This window comes from Bacillaceae bacterium S4-13-56, from assembly GCA_040191315.1.
In the GTDB taxonomy this organism is placed as follows: Bacteria; Bacillota; Bacilli; order Bacillales; family JAWJLM01; genus JAWJLM01.
In genome coordinates this window covers 1-15089 of sequence record JAWJLM010000052.1, presented here as the reverse complement: position 1 = coordinate 15089, position 15089 = coordinate 1, and the positions used below count along the sequence as shown (strand labels likewise).

12 protein-coding genes and 1 other annotated feature are annotated in these 15089 nt (G+C 37.4%); of the genes, 6 read left to right on the top strand and 6 right to left on the bottom strand.

Annotated elements, in window-relative coordinates; genetic code table 11:
• Positions 1-496 precede the first annotated feature (496 nt).
• Positions 497-679 carry an SMI1/KNR4 family protein gene (locus tag RZN25_13465; GenBank protein ID MEQ6377823.1) on the top strand — a complete coding sequence of 61 codons (183 nt, stop codon included), beginning with the start codon at positions 497-499 and terminating at the stop codon, positions 677-679.
• A 352-nt stretch (positions 680-1031) separates the two neighbouring features.
• On the opposite strand, the gene tyrS is transcribed toward RZN25_13465, so the two are convergent.
• Positions 1032-2294, bottom strand: a complete 1263-nt coding sequence (gene tyrS / locus RZN25_13460; GenBank protein ID MEQ6377822.1) for a tyrosine--tRNA ligase — start codon at positions 2292-2294, stop codon at positions 1032-1034.
• 50 nt (positions 2295-2344) lie between these two features.
• Positions 2345-2549: a binding site (T-box leader), on the bottom strand.
• A 133-nt stretch (positions 2550-2682) separates the two neighbouring features.
• Between tyrS and RZN25_13455 the strand changes: the two genes are divergently transcribed.
• From RZN25_13455 to RZN25_13440, 4 genes are all read left to right on the top strand, one after another.
• A complete protein-coding gene (locus RZN25_13455) occupies positions 2683-5607 on the top strand; it encodes a transglycosylase domain-containing protein (protein MEQ6377821.1) in 2925 nt (974 codons plus the stop codon).
• 246 nt (positions 5608-5853) lie between these two features.
• Positions 5854-6489: a GNAT family N-acetyltransferase gene (locus RZN25_13450; GenBank protein ID MEQ6377820.1), complete on the top strand. Its 636-nt coding sequence runs from the start codon at positions 5854-5856 to the stop codon at positions 6487-6489.
• Between the two features lie 17 nt (positions 6490-6506).
• Positions 6507-7151 (top strand): acetoin utilization AcuB family protein, encoded by a 645-nt coding sequence (locus RZN25_13445; protein MEQ6377819.1) that lies wholly within the window; start codon positions 6507-6509, stop codon positions 7149-7151.
• Positions 7151-8335: an acetoin utilization protein AcuC gene (locus RZN25_13440; protein MEQ6377818.1), complete on the top strand. Its 1185-nt coding sequence runs from the start codon at positions 7151-7153 to the stop codon at positions 8333-8335. Before RZN25_13445 ends, RZN25_13440 begins: the two co-directional genes overlap by 1 nt.
• Positions 8336-8359: 24 nt before the next feature.
• On the opposite strand, the gene motS is transcribed toward RZN25_13440, so the two are convergent.
• The 4 genes from motS to RZN25_13420 form a co-directional block, all read right to left on the bottom strand.
• Positions 8360-9127, bottom strand: coding sequence for a flagellar motor protein MotS (gene motS / locus RZN25_13435; protein MEQ6377817.1), 768 nt, complete (start codon positions 9125-9127; stop codon positions 8360-8362).
• Positions 9120-9935: a flagellar motor protein MotP gene (gene motP / locus RZN25_13430; GenBank protein ID MEQ6377816.1), complete on the bottom strand. Its 816-nt coding sequence runs from the start codon at positions 9933-9935 to the stop codon at positions 9120-9122. The genes motS and motP overlap by 8 nt, the downstream gene beginning before the upstream one ends.
• Before the next feature lie 54 nt (positions 9936-9989).
• The gene (gene ccpA / locus RZN25_13425) at positions 9990-10985 is read right to left on the bottom strand and encodes a catabolite control protein A (protein ID MEQ6377815.1); all 996 of its coding nucleotides are present in this window, start codon (positions 10983-10985) and stop codon (positions 9990-9992) included.
• Positions 10986-11160: 175 nt separating this feature from the next.
• Entirely contained in the window at positions 11161-12228 is a 1068-nt protein-coding gene (locus tag RZN25_13420; GenBank protein ID MEQ6377814.1) for a bifunctional 3-deoxy-7-phosphoheptulonate synthase/chorismate mutase, read from the bottom strand.
• A 209-nt stretch (positions 12229-12437) separates the two neighbouring features.
• On the opposite strand from RZN25_13420, the gene pilM reads away from it, so the two are divergent.
• Positions 12438-14597 carry a pilus assembly protein PilM gene (gene pilM, locus RZN25_13415; GenBank protein ID MEQ6377813.1) on the top strand — a complete coding sequence of 720 codons (2160 nt, stop codon included), beginning with the start codon at positions 12438-12440 and terminating at the stop codon, positions 14595-14597.
• Here pilM and ytxJ read toward each other — a convergent pair whose 3' ends face one another.
• Complete coding sequence (gene ytxJ / locus RZN25_13410; protein MEQ6377812.1) at positions 14598-14939, bottom strand: bacillithiol system redox-active protein YtxJ; 342 nt, start codon at positions 14937-14939, stop codon at positions 14598-14600.
• Positions 14940-15089 lie beyond the last annotated feature (150 nt).

The following is a 15089-nucleotide window of genomic DNA, read 5'->3' as shown; positions in this document are numbered from 1 at the left end:
AGTGGAGGTAGGCTTTTTTTATCACTATTACTTTATCATGTATTAAATAAAGTGAAACTTCAATCAGTGGCCGTCCCCCACTGATTGTTAGCCTCAAGGGTATGACCTAAATGCCCTAGAACCAATCGGACATTTTCGGACAGAAATACCCCCACCTACTCTTTTCGTTTCACTTAAAACTTGAGTTGGGGGGGATTACTTCCATGAAAATAAAACATTAAATTATTCATCCTTGTTGGTGAAGCTTGCTTCATGGTATGTGGATTGTTTTCCATCAAGCGTGGGTGGGGGGCTAAGAATGGTTGTCTTAAAGTGGCCTTCATCGGAAGCAGCTTTTTCCTTGCCTTTACTGGAGTTTTCGGCTATCTACTTTTGACATTGAAACCTTTTCTTGGGGATGATACCTATATGGCTTCCTTGTTCCTTGGGATTATGGATGGTCATAACCGTTTCGATTGTTTACTTTTTTAATTGATTTTCTTTACGGGATTATCAAATGCGAAAAATCCCCCTAGCTTATGGTTTAGAATTAAATCCCCCAGTAAACAAAAATAAGGTTAAAGAAATTGAGTCGCAACTAAATGTTGCTTTTCCAAATGATTATGTTGAATTTATTTCTAATTCAAATGGTGCTGAGGGTAGTGTGGGGGGGATTTTTAATCTTATAGGCAATCGATGAAATCATTGAGTTAAATGAAGCATATGGTGTTAATGAATTTGCAAAAGAATTAGTTTTATTTGGTTCTGATGGAGGGGATACAGCTTTTGCCTTTGATATAAGAAATAATGTTACTCAAATAGTATCTGTACCATTTATAGGAATGAGTATTGAAAAAATAACACTTCGGTTTTAAGAAGCTTAGATTCAATCATATTTTACTCTCCTCAATTATGTTATGTATTCTATATAAGAAACCAAGTAAGCCTAAATTTGAATTATAAAATTTAGGCTTACTTGGTTTTGTTAGAGATATTTTGAATCAATCCGCAGTAATAAATGTAGTATACCAAATCTTCCTAAAGATCGAATCCTAATGTTCGATTAAGAAGTACTTTTTCTTCCCTCTCCGAATAATGGTATACATACCTTCAATTCGATCTCCATCATTCCAAACATGCTGAAAATCTTGGTTTCTTTCTCCATTAATGTAGATAGCGCCATTTTGGATATCTTCACGAGCTTGACGTTTGGAGGAAACAATCTTTGATTCAACTAGTAAATCCACTAAATTCATTTCAGAATCCTCAATTTTAACTGATGGAACATCCTTAAATCCTACACGGATATCAGAAGCTGTTAAATCAGCTAGATTCCCACTAAATAGAGATTCAGTGATTTTCTTTGCTTGTGCAAGTGCTTCTTCCCCATGAACCAAACGAGTTACTTCTTCAGCTAAGCGTTTTTGAGCCGCGCGCTCTTCAGGACGCTCCTCCACTTGCTTTTCTAATATAGCCATTTCTTCTTCTGATAAGAAAGTGAAAAAGTGAAGGAATCGTAATACATCACGATCATCTGCGTTGATCCAAAACTGATAAAATTCATAAGGAGTTGTCTTTTCTGGGTCAAGCCAAATAGCTCCACCTGCTGTTTTTCCGAATTTTGTTCCATCCGCTTTTGTAATTAAAGGAATCGTTAACCCAAATGCCTTATCTTCTTCTGTTGCATTTGTCTTACGGATTAACTCTAATCCAGCGGTAATATTCCCCCATTGGTCACTTCCCCCAATTTGTAGAGAACAACCATGCTCACGGTACAGGTTTAAGAAATCCCAAGATTGAAGGATCATATAACTAAATTCTGTAAAAGAAATCCCTCTTTCAATACGAGCTTCCACAGATTCCTTAGCCAGCATATAGTTGACTCCAAAATGCTTACCCACATCTCGTAAAAATTCGATGACTCTCATACCAGATAACCAGTCGTAGTTATTAACAAGTTTTGCTCCATTTTCCTTATCAGAAAAATCAAGGAGCTTTGATAGTTGTTCTTTAATTTTATTTGCCCATTCTTCTACTACATTGTCCTCATTAAGTGAACGTTCACTTGAACGACCACTAGGGTCTCCTATTAAACCAGTTCCTCCACCTACTAGAGCAATGGGACGATGCCCTGCCACTTGAAATCTTTTTAATGTCAAAATAGCAAGCAAATTCCCTACGTGTAAACTGTCTGCCGTCGGATCAAACCCACAGTATAAAGTAACAGGCCCGTTATTTAATTGTTGTCTCAATCCTTCTTCATCAGTAATTTGATGAACAAGTCCTCTTTTCTTTAGATCCTTTATAATGTCCATTCTTCTAGCTCCTTTCAATTTTTAAGAACACAAAAAAATCCTTCATCCCAGAAAGGGACGAGGATTCAATTCACTCGCGGTACCACCCTTGTTGCACTATAAGTGCCACTTCATTATATAACGACAATTTGCCGGCCCAAATAAGAGCTGCTCTAAGACGTAATTCATCAAATTACTTTATAACTGACTTGCACCTACCGTCAGCTCTCTGGTATAGGGAGTAATTAGACTACTTCATCTCTTCAAAGCATTTACTATTTTTGATTAAACTATATTTAAGCATATGTTAATAAAAAATGCAATCTATATCTTAATCAATAGATTGATAATGTCTCCTGACTTATAGATATGCTATAATACTGATTGTGAATTGTAGGAGGGAATCATCATGAAAAATAACCGTGAAAACGGTACATTTAAGGATAAATTATTCAATGCCTGGAAAATGGGCAAAATTCAAAAATATTCAAGAATATCCTATGATGTATTGTGGAATGTGATCTTATTTTTTATTATCTTAGGTCTTATTGGTGGATTTTTCGGACTTGGGGTTGGTTCGGGATATTTTGCCTCCCTTGTGAAAGACGAGCCATTACGAAGTCCAGAAGATATGAGAAAAAGTATTTACAATTACGAAGAAACTACAGATGTGTATTTTGCAGATGGGATTTACTTAGGTCAGCTCCGATCTGATTTATATCGAGAAGAAATTAAACTCGAGGATGTTTCTGAGCACCTTAAAAATGCAGTTATTGCTACAGAGGATGAATATTTTAATGAGCATTATGGTGTTGTTCCTAAAGCTATCTTGCGTGCTTTATTTCAGGAAGCTACCAATTCTTCTGTGAAATCTGGAGGAAGTACCTTAACTCAGCAATTAATAAAAAATCAAATTTTAACAAATGAAGTCTCCTTTGAAAGAAAGGCAAAAGAAATTTTGCTCGCCCTTCGATTGGAACAATTTTTCGAAAAAGATGAGATTTTGGAAGCCTATCTTAATGTAATTCCATATGGAAGAAACTCTTCAGGACAAAATGTTGCAGGGATTAAGGCAGCAGCAACAGGAATTTTTGATGTGGAGCCAAAGGATCTAAATCTTGCACAAGCTGCGTATATCGCTGGTTTACCTCAAAGCCCTTTTTACTATACTCCTTTTACCAATCAAAAAACATTAAAAGATGAAGCTGGGTTAGAACCTGGGTTGGATCGTATGAAGACAGTATTAAGCCGTATGTTAGATGCGGGATATATTACTCAAAAAGAGTATGATGAAGCACTAAACTATGATATTGTTTCAGATTTTGCAGAACCTAAACCAACACCTAAAGATAATTATCCTTGGTTAACTGATGAAATTGAAAAACGTTCAACTGAGGTTCTAAGCGTTGTTCTGGCTAAAAAGGACGGTTATTCCGAAGAGGACCTAGATACAAATGAAGAATTACGTGAGCAGTATTTGATTCTAGCAAAACGAAATTTACATCAAAACGGGTATGAAATCCACACAACAATCAATAAGGATATTTATGATACGATGCAGCAAGTAGCGCAGAATTATACCTTATATGGACCTGAAAAAAGAGAAAATATTATTGACCCAAAAACTGGGGAAGTAGTCGATAGCAAATTAGAATCTGTCGAAGTTGGTAGTATGTTAATTGAAAACAACACCGGAAAGATATTAGGTTTTGTTGGGGGAAGAGATTTCGAAAAGAGTCAGTTTAATCATGCAACCAATGCTGAGCGTGATATTGGAAGTACCATGAAACCACTTCTTGTGTATGCTCCTGCTATGGAGTTTGGTGTGGTGCAACCTGGTTCAGTAATAGCTGATGTTAAAACAGACTTTAATGATGGAACCGGGAAACTATGGAGCCCTAAAAACGTAGATTTAAGAACTCATGGTTTAACATCTGTTCGAAATGCTTTAGCCCATTCTCACAATATTCCAGCAGCAGTTGTTTATAGTCAGATAATCGATAAAAGTCCTGGACAGTTTATTAGAAAAATGGGGATTGATCAATTTTCCGAGGACCATGAGCAGCTTTTATCCTCAGCTTTAGGACAAGGTGCTGGAGGCATTACAATCGAAGATCTTACTAATGCTTATGCAACTTTCGGAAATATGGGTAAATATGTAGAAGGCTACATCATTGAAGAAATCAAGGACCGGGAAGGTAACATTATTTATGAACATCAGACAGAAGCTATAGATGTATTTACAGAACAAACAGCTTACCTCACTGTAGATATGATGCGTGATGTAATTGAATACGGTACAGGGGCCGCAGCTAATCGCTACTTAAAATACACAAATGTAGATTGGGCTGGAAAGTCAGGAACATCTAGTAACAGGGAAAATGTTTGGTTTGTTGCAACTAACCCAAATGTTACTTTGGCTACATGGACAGGGTATGACACACCGAAAAAGTTGGACGAGTATTACAATGGAGTTCATTATAGCACAAGAAGAGCCATGTTATGGGCAGAAATGGTTAATGCAGTTTCGGATATTCACCCTGAAAAGATTGTGACAAATGAGCGATTCCGTCAACCAGGTGGGCTTGCAAGGAGATCTTACTGTGCAGTTTCCGGATTATCACCAAGTCCATTATGTGAGGAACTTGGATTAGTACAAAGTGATTTATATAACGCCAAATTTGTCCCAACGGAACAAGATAATAGTCTTTTAGAAACAAGAGTAGTTACTATTGGTGAAAACACATATGTGGCGAGTGAAAATACTCCACCTGAGTTTACAGAAGAAGGAATCTATTTAAATCCTGAATTTTTAAAAGAGAAAGGTTACGATAAGCTAGAAAATATGAATGAGCTGTTCCCTACTAGGGAAGGGTCATGGGCTAAAATTGCTTTACCATCCACAGAAAATATACCTGATGATGGAAAAGTGCCTTCTGCTCCTACAAGTGTAAAAATGAATGGAGATATGATTACTTGGAATGCATCTCCAGCAGAAGATGTAATTGGATATCGTGTATATACAAAATCAAGTGAAACTTATTCCGTTATAGGTAGCACAAAGGGAACGGAGTTAAAAATCCAAAATCCTAATCAACAATTCGTAATCGTTGCTGTTGACTATCTTGGTAATGAATCGGGTTACTCTTCAGTGGTTGGAAAAGAGCCTCCAAAAGACGAAGAACCTGACGATCCTCCAGAAGGAGACGGTAATGGGAACGGAAACGGTGGTAATGATGACAACGGTGGGGATAATCCTGAGGAACCTAGCCCCCCAGAAGAAGGTGATGGAGACGGCGATACACAAATTCCTCCTCCCAATATTGAAAATTAAATCATAATCGATGGGACAAAAGTAATTAATCCAGAAAATTTAAAAGATGATTTCTCTCTTGTGAGGAATCATCTTTTTTCGTGTATACACTCGGTCGCGTAAGTAGGTTGCTTACCTAATATGGGTTGGTGCACCTAACTAGATATAATCCTTAAAATTCCTTATGTCAGAGAATGTTTAGAATCTTACCTAGGATGTCTTTCCTTTTCAATGTATAATAGGGATAAGAAAAAAGGTGGTGAAAGAATGAAACATCCTAAAACTTTTCATTCCATTAAAATTCCAACCTCAATAGAGGATATAGTTATTGAAGGTCCCCTATCATCGGAGCAACTCTCTCATTACTATTTCCACGAGAAATTAATAGCTTTTCGGCCTGCAGATAAACAATTTCAAGCCTTAAAGGAAATTGCTGAATTAGAAGAAGGCAGAATTATTGTAGCTAGAACGGAAGATACGATTGTTGGCTATGTAACTTATCTTTATCCAGATCCCTTAGAGAGATGGTCCGTATTTAAACTTGAACGATTACTAGAGTTAGGGGCTATTGAAGTAATCCCTGCATACCGAGGCGCTAAAGTTGGTTCTAACTTGCTTAAGTTATCTATGATAGATCCAGCCATGGAAAATTATATTATCATTTCCACAGAATATTATTGGCATTGGGATTTAACTGGGACTCAGCTCTCTGTATGGGAATACCGTAACGTGATGGAGCGGATGATGGGTGCAGGTGGTCTTGTGCCTGCTCCAACTGATGATCCAGAAATCATCTCCCATCCCGCCAACTGTTTAATGGTGAGAATTGGCTCGAATGTCGATCAGGAGACTATTGATAAATTTAATGAACTTCGCTTTTTAGGAAGATCTCGTTATTCTTAACCAAAGGAGTGATTCTAGTGCTTGTTGAAAAAGTTATGAAAAAAGAGGTTATTAAGCTTCCTCCAGAAGAAACAATAGAAACAGCCCTCAAACTACTTCAGGAACATCATATCAGACATATTCCAATCGTAGATGATGAGAATCATGTAATTGGAATTGTTTCAGACCGAGATGTAAGAGATGCCAGTCCATCTATTTTTGATCTTGAGTCATCCAAGAATGAGCTTAAGAATACCCTAAGATCCATTATGACCTCTCCGGTAATTACTGTTCATCCTCTGGATTTTGTTGAGGAAATAGCTTCTATCTTTTATGAATATGAAATTGCTTGTGTGCCTGTAACCAAAGACGAAAAGTTGGTTGGAATCATTACAGAGAAGGATATGTTATATACCTTAATTCAATTGACTGGCGTTCATGTCCAGAGCTCTCAAATTGAGGTCAGAGTTAGAAATAAACCTGGGATGTTGCCCGAGGTCACTAAAGTATTTGGTAAGAGAAAAGTAAATATAACTTCTGTATTGGTCTATCCGGACCCTGAAGATGAATGGTCTAAAATTTTGGTTTTTCGAGTCCAGACGATGAATCCCCTTCCGATCCTGGATGACCTTACGAATGCCGGCTATGAAATTCTATGGCCAAGTATTCCGGGGGTTGACTAATGAATGTAAATAATGCTGCCTTTATCTATTCGTCGAACTATAGGGACTATCGTTTTAGCTCAGATCATCCTTTTAATCAACTCCGTGTAGATATTACTCTGGACCTCCTTAGAAAATCGAATGCTATTCGTGATCAGGATATCCTTCCACCAAGAATGGCAACTGATGATGAACTTGCCCTTGTCCATCAACCAATCTACATAGAAGCAGTAAAAAAGGCTGGACGAGGCGAGTTATCTGAAGACGAAGCTTTTGAATTTGGTTTAGGCACAGAGGACACACCCATGTTTACAAATATGCACGAGGCCTCCTCTCTTTTGGTTGGTGGAACACTTGCTGCTGTTGATTCTGTACTTAACGGTCCCTATGATCACTCTTTAAACCTTGGTGGTGGTCTTCATCATGGATTTCAAAGAAAAGCTTCTGGTTTTTGTATCTATAATGATGGGGCTGTAGCCATTCAATATATTCGAAAAAAGTATAATTATCGGGTTTTATATGTTGATACAGATGCACATCATGGAGATGGAGTACAATGGGCGTTTTACGATGACCCTAATGTCTGCACCTTTTCCATTCATGAGACTGGAAGATATCTATTCCCTGGCACAGGAAATGTAAACGAAAGAGGCGTTAAAGATGGGTATGGGACATCATTTAATATTCCAATCGATGCCTTTACAGAAAATAAATCATTTTTAGAAGTCTACAAAACAGGCCTTCGAAAAATCATAGAATACTTTAAACCAGATGTCTTAATTACCCAAAATGGAGCAGATGCCCACGTCTACGATCCACTCACCCATCTTTGTACAACAATGGAAATCTATGATGCGATCCCGAAAGTTGCTCACGAGTTGGCCCACGAATATTGTGAAGGACGTTGGATTGCACTTGGAGGGGGAGGCTATGATATTTGGAGAGTCGTTCCAAGAGCTTGGGCTCAAATATGGAGAGTGATGAGTCATCAGTCATTAGGAAGTGGTTTGCTACCGCAGAGTTGGATGAAATATTGGCAAAATCAATCTCCTGTCACGCTACCTACAACATGGGAGGATGCTCCCTCTATTTATAAACCAATCCCTAGAGAGCCAGAGATTACAGAAAAAAATAGAAATGCCCTTGAAAAATCTCTTCAGTTTATCGATAATTATAATCAGATTAAACAAAAACCGACCTCTTGATCTTAATGATCACTGGTCGGTTTTTCAATTCATATAATCTGGATCTAAAATAATGATTTCTACCCTTCGATTCTTAGCCATATTTTCTGGGGTATCGTTCTTAGCGATAGGCCTTGTATCGCTATATGCCGCAATCGAGAAGCGATGATCTTCAATGGCTAGATTCTCTGTAAAATATCTAACTACATTACTCGCCCTCGCACTTGAAAGCTCCCAATTGGAAGGATATAAATTAGACGACATTGGACGATTATCTGCGTGACCTTCTACTTTAATATCATTGGGTATTTGAGTAATTAAATTACCTACCTTTTGAAGAAAGGATTCTGCCCCCTTCTTAATGTCTGCTCTTCCTGAATCAAACAACACTTGCTCCTGAAGGATCAAAACAATCCCCCGCTCTGTTCGATTAGCTGAAGCAACATCATCTAGGCCACTTTGGGTTAAGAAACTTTGAACTTCATACATAAGCTCTTCCATCTGATCTTCCGATTGATCCTGTGAATCATCTGGTTCTTCTGAATCTTTTTTAGGAGATTGATCTTCAGGCATGTTATCTTTCGGATCGTTCTCTCCTTCTGCAGGATTTTCCATAGGGACCAACGAAGGATAGAAATCAAACACAACCCGATCACGAAATGAGTCTGCAACAGCCTGGAACTTCACGATATCAATTTGTGACATTGAAAAAAGAAGGATAAAAAATACTAAAATGAGCGTCATTAAATCGGAAAAGGTGACCATCCACCTTGGTGCACCCTTATCTCCTGTTTTTCTCCTACGGTTATTCATTTTCCATTTCCCCAATGATTTCTTCTTGAACATCTTCCTCTTTTGTTTTCTTAGAGAGGAAAGCACTTAGTTTTTCTTCAAGAATCTTAGGGTTTTGCCCTGATTGAACACCAATAATACCCTCTATTATGATTTTCCTCATAAAAATCTCTTCTTCAGTCTTATTTGCTAATTTTCCTGCCATAGGTATAAACACTAGGTTCGCTAAAACTGAACCGTAAAAAGTAGTTAGAAGAGCGACTGCCATATTTGGTCCTAATGTACTTGGATCCTGTAGATTATTAAGCATAAGAACGAGACCAATTAATGTACCGATCATTCCCCATGCAGGTGCATATTCTCCAGCCTTTTCCAGAATTGCTCGTCCCCTGATATGACGATCCTCCATCGCAAAAACTTCCGCACTCATAATGTCGTTAATTACGTCTGGTTCAATTCCATCAACTGCTAGCAGGATCCCTTTTTTTATAAAAGGGTCCTCCACATCTTCAATTTCTGTTTCAAGTGCCAAGAGACCTTCTCTTCTTGCCTTTTCCGAAAGGTGGACAAAAAGAGAGATGAGTTGAGTTAGATTTAGATCATTTTTACTAAAGGCTTCTTTGAGTACACGACCGGTCAATTTGATTTCATCTAAATTGAAATTAATGAGCATGGCAGCTCCTAATCCTCCAAAAACGATTAATACAGAGGAAATTTGTATGAAAGAGGTTATTCCCCCTACACCATTCCCACTAGTGAAAATTCCGAAAAAGATCATGGCAAAGCCTAAAATAATGCCGATTGGTGTCAGTATATCCCTTGTTTTCATCCTACTCTCTCCAAACCTACAATTTGTTGTCTATCTCTTTATCGGCATAATGGATTATTTTGTTGAGTCTCTTTCTACAAAACGATGTGGAAGAACTACTTTTGTTTCATCTACCTGCTCTTTATTCATATACTTAGTTAATAGTCTCATGCTAACTGCTCCAATATCATACATTGGCTGAACGATAGTAGATAGTGTTGGACGAACCATGGTGGCTAATCTTGTATTATCAAATCCTACAACTTCTACATCCTGTGGGACAGATAAACCACGATCTTGAACACCATGAATGACCCCAAGCGCCATTTCGTCTGATGATACAAAAATGGCCGTTGGAGGGTTTGTTAAATTGAAAAATTGATCAACTGCTTCCATGCCTGAATCATACGAGTAATCTCCTTGAATAATCAATTCTTCGTCCACTTCAATAGATGCTTCATGTAAGGCCGTCTGATATCCTTTATACTTTTCATTATCTATAGCAGTTTCTATAGGACCTGTTATAAAACCAATCTTCTTATTTCCATTTTCTACTAGGTATTTTACTGCATCATACGCCGCACGTTCATAATTAATGTTTACAGTTGAAATTTCTTTAGAATCATCCAGCGTAGCAGCTAAGACAATTGGTACTTGAGAAGTTTTAAAGCTAGTTATATGCTCTTCTGATATACTTCCACCCATAAAAATTAAGCCGTCTACTTGTTTTCCAAGCATTGTATTTATCAGATGTAATTCCTTTTCCTTGTTTTGATCTGAGTTGGCCAAAATAATATTATATTTATACATGGTTGCAATATCTTCAATTCCTCTTGCAAGTTCTGCAAAAAACACACTAGAAATATCTGGGATAATAACCCCCACTGTTGTTGTTTTTTTACTTGCTAATCCTCGGGCTACTGCATTTGGTCGATACCCAAGTCGCTCGATAACTTCCGATACTTTCTTTCTTGTAGCAGGTTTCACATTAGGGTTCCCATTGACAACTCTGGATACAGTTGCCATTGAAACATTCGCTTCTCTCGCTACATCATATATTGTGATATTCATTTTATTTATCCTCCATTTCATATCGAACATTGCTATTCCTTATTATTACTGTTATCATACGATACTATTTTCGTAACCGCAATCATTGTCGTTGTTTGTAATATTTTAGTAACAAAATTTTCATCACATAAAAGAGGGAACCACTGTAATGTGATTCCCCCATAACTTTACATCCTTATTTAATAAAATCATATAGTGAATTCATAAAATCATTAAACATTGGAATATCCATTTGTTGGGCTGAATCGGATAAAGCAACTGATGGATCGGGATGAACTTCTGCCATAATTCCATCTGCTCCGATGGCAAGTCCTGCCTTTGCTGCAGGAAGGAGTAAATCTCTGCGTCCCGTTGAGTGAGTAACATCAACAAATACGGGAAGATGCGTTTCCATTTTTAAAATAGGGACAGCGGAAATATCTAATGTATTTCTCGTAGCTCTTTCATAAGTACGGATGCCACGCTCACACAAAATAATATTTTCATTTCCACGTGATATGATATATTCTGCTGCATTAATAAATTCTGAAATGGTAGCTGCAAGGCCTCTCTTCAAAAGAACAGGCTTGTTTACAGATCCAGCTGCCTTTAACAGTTCAAAGTTTTGCATATTACGTGCACCAATTTGAATCACATCGATATAATCCACTGCTTTTTCAATATCAGCAGGGTTTACTATTTCACTAATAACAGCTAAATCATATTCATCAGCCACTCGTTTCAAAATTTGGAGACCTTCTAAACCTAAACCCTGGAAGTCATATGGAGAAGTTCTTGGTTTAAAGGCTCCCCCTCTAAATAGTTTAATTCCTTGTTTCTTCACTGCCTCCGCTACTTGTGCCACTTGCTCATAACTTTCTACCGCACACGGTCCCATAACGAAATGAGGCTTGCCGTTCCCAACTTCTACTCCTTTTATGTTTACAATTGTATCCTCTGGTTTTTTCTTCCTAGATACTAAAAGTGCTTTGCTATGATCATCTTCTTGAAGCTCAAGAGCTGCTTTAAAGATTTCCTTAAACAAGTGCTCAATGGTGCTCTTCTCAAATGGTCCCTTATTTTGAGCAGTAATCATATCCAGCATTTTTCTTTCACGTACAGGATCAAAACGGAACATCCCCTGCTTGTCCTTTACTTGTCCAATTTGTTTTACGATCTCTCCTCGTTTACTAATTAGCTCTAATAACTCAAGATTAACCTCGTCTAGATCCTTCCGCAACGCTTCTAATTGATCCTGTGTCAACTAAATCCCTCCATAAACTGTTTATAGAATCATAGAAATATGGTACATTTTTTAATAATTAGGGATTATTATAGCGAATATTGATACGAATGTCATCAATAAAGGTTATTATTTTTTATGAATTTTTAAAATATAGATAATCAATGCTTGCTGTTTCAATTATAATAACAAACATACATTGTTTAAGGAATATAAAGGGGAGAAACTAAATGGACGATCAAATCTTTGCATTAGATATAGGAACGCGTTCAGTAGTAGGACTTATTATGAAAAAAATTGATGATCAATATGAAATCATCGATATGTGTAGTCAGGAGCACAAAGAAAGATCTATGCTGGACGGGCAAATTCATGATGTCTTGTCAGTTTCCGAAGTCATATCCCATGTTAAAAAAACTCTTGAAGAAAAACACGGCCCCTTAAAGAAAGTTTGTGTAGCAGCTGCCGGACGAGCTCTAAAAACGAAGCAAGTCAAAGTAAGTAAGTCTATTGAGAATCAACCCATTATGGGAAAAGAAGATATATTATTTCTAGAGCTAGAAGCGGTTCAGAAAGCGCAATATGAACTTGCTAAGGATAGTCATGATAAAAAGAGCACTCACTATTACTGTGTAGGATACTCTGTCCTTCACTATCAATTAGATGGCGAGGACATTGGCTCCTTAATCGACCAACAAGGTACAGAGGCTACCCTAGAAATTATTGCAACCTTTCTTCCGAAAGTAGTGGTGGAGTCGCTCTTGTCAGCCTTGCAAAGAGCAGATTTAGAGATGGAAGCTCTTACTTTAGAACCTATAGCAGCTATTAATGTCCTTATACCTACATCCATGAGGAGATTAAATGTAGCCTTAGTGGACATAGGAGCTGGAACTAGTGATATTGCTTTAACAGATCAAGGTACTGTCTCCGCCTACGGGATGGTTCCTATGGCTGGGGATGAGATAACAGAAGCCGTTAGTGATCAATTTTTGCTAGATTTTCCATTAGCAGAGCAAGCCAAACGTGATCTTTCATCTATGAACAATGTTTTCATACATGACATTTTAGGATTTGAAAATGAAGTATCCTATAAAGAAATGGTTAGCCAAATTGAATACGCCATCGATAAATTAGTAGACTCTATTTACCATGAAATTTTACATTTAAACAAAAGAGCTCCAAAAGCTATCATGTTAGTTGGTGGAGGAAGTTTGACTCCAGAATTACCCAGAAAGTTAGCCGAGAAATTTGATTTGCCAATCAATCGTGTGGCAATCCGCTCCATTGATGCCATATCAACCCTAAAAAAGACCGACAACCTACCTATGGGACCATCTTTTGTTACGCCAATAGGGATTGCTATAGCGGCCAATCAAAATCCAGTTCACTATATTAGTGTGAAGGTAAACGACCGAACCATCCGGATGTTTGATATGAAGCAATTAACTGTCGGAGATTGCCTACTAGCTACTGGGATCGAAATGAAAAAATTATTTGGAAAACCTGGGATGGCAAAAATAATAACAATTAATGGAAAATCAATCACGCTTCCAGGAGGATACGGCACTGCTCCATGTATACTTAAAAATGGATTGGAAACATCGCTTGAAGACATGATCCAACATGGAGATGAAATAGTAGTTACACCTGGGGAAGACGGCCTATCCCCTTCTATTACTTTACAAGAGCTTATTGGGGAAGGAGCAAACTTCCCTATTGCCATAAATCAGAAGCTTTACACAATGGAGCCGAAGGTGAAGGTTAATGATGCTGCGGCAAAAATGACATATGTGATACAAGATAGGGATGTTATCTCTTGGAAGGCTAAAATAACCGTTGAAGATGCACTACATGTTTCTCAGCTATTCTTTTCAAAGGAACAACTTGAACCCTTCACCGTTATTTGGAAAGGAAAACCTATAAAACTTCCTTATCGTCCTTATTCCATTTATAAGAATGGCATAGAGTGTTCCCTCTCTTCAACGATTCAGTCCAATGATCGACTGGAGTGGATAAAGAATGCACCCTTTACACTAAAAGATCTCCTCGCTTATTTAAGTGAAAATGTAACAAAAGAAATCAAAGTAATGTTTAATGGTAAATGGATTGTGCTATCACAGGATATGAAGGAAGTTTACAGAAATGGGGAAAAGCTTTCATTTGCTTCCACTATACAAAGACATGATGAGCTAATAGTTAAAGAGAAACAGGAAAATCCTTTTATCTTTCAAGATATCTTTAGATTTGTTGAATTAGACATTAATACAAATACAAAAAAAACATATGTAGTGAGAAAAAATGATAAACCCGCAACATTTTATGATCATATAGTACCAGGAGATCATTTGGAGATTCGTTGGGAGACACCAAAAAACCAGCAGAGCATTTAGCTACTGCTGGTTTTCTTCTAGTGAAGCTAGGGCTTTTGCGAGGTGACTCACTGTAATATCCCAATGGGAAGTATTCCAAGCCACTTCACTATTGTGAAATAAGAGGACTTGAGGTGATTCATGCTTAACTTGAAAAGTTTCTGAAATATAGTTCGATAGTGGACGTGCTTCTTGTACATGAAGGATATATGTTGGAACATTAGTTGTTTCTGAAAATGAATTATATTGCTTCTTACCTTCAGCACTGATTGGGCAAGTTAAACTATGTTTTAATAGGAAAAAATTCGGAGTAGATTTTTGTATGTTCTGAAATTCCTCCACAGTAGATATAATTGATGACATGGTACCACCCTTTCTAACTTAAAATTTATATCAATATTACCGAAAAAATAAAGGTAAAGCGAATATTGTGTTTCATAGCATCGAAATTAGAAAAACTTGGCTTATCGTTGAAGGGTGTAACCGTCAAGTGAAAATGAACACTTTTTGCTA

Excerpts from the sequence above, each read along its gene's own strand:
- RZN25_13465 (MEQ6377823.1), top strand. The coding sequence starts at position 497 with ATGCGAAAAATCCCCCTAGCTTATGGTTTAGAATTAAATCCCCCAGTA.
- tyrS (MEQ6377822.1), bottom strand. The coding sequence starts at position 2,294 with ATGGACATTATAAAGGATCTAAAGAAAAGAGGACTTGTTCATCAAATT.
- RZN25_13455 (MEQ6377821.1), top strand. The coding sequence starts at position 2,683 with ATGAAAAATAACCGTGAAAACGGTACATTTAAGGATAAATTATTCAAT.
- RZN25_13450 (MEQ6377820.1), top strand. The coding sequence starts at position 5,854 with ATGAAACATCCTAAAACTTTTCATTCCATTAAAATTCCAACCTCAATA.
- RZN25_13440 (MEQ6377818.1), top strand. The coding sequence starts at position 7,151 with ATGAATGTAAATAATGCTGCCTTTATCTATTCGTCGAACTATAGGGAC.
- motS (MEQ6377817.1), bottom strand. The coding sequence starts at position 9,127 with ATGAATAACCGTAGGAGAAAAACAGGAGATAAGGGTGCACCAAGGTGG.
- motP (MEQ6377816.1), bottom strand. The coding sequence starts at position 9,935 with ATGAAAACAAGGGATATACTGACACCAATCGGCATTATTTTAGGCTTT.
- ccpA (MEQ6377815.1), bottom strand. The coding sequence starts at position 10,985 with ATGAATATCACAATATATGATGTAGCGAGAGAAGCGAATGTTTCAATG.
- pilM (MEQ6377813.1), top strand. The coding sequence starts at position 12,438 with ATGGACGATCAAATCTTTGCATTAGATATAGGAACGCGTTCAGTAGTA.
- ytxJ (MEQ6377812.1), bottom strand. The coding sequence starts at position 14,939 with ATGTCATCAATTATATCTACTGTGGAGGAATTTCAGAACATACAAAAA.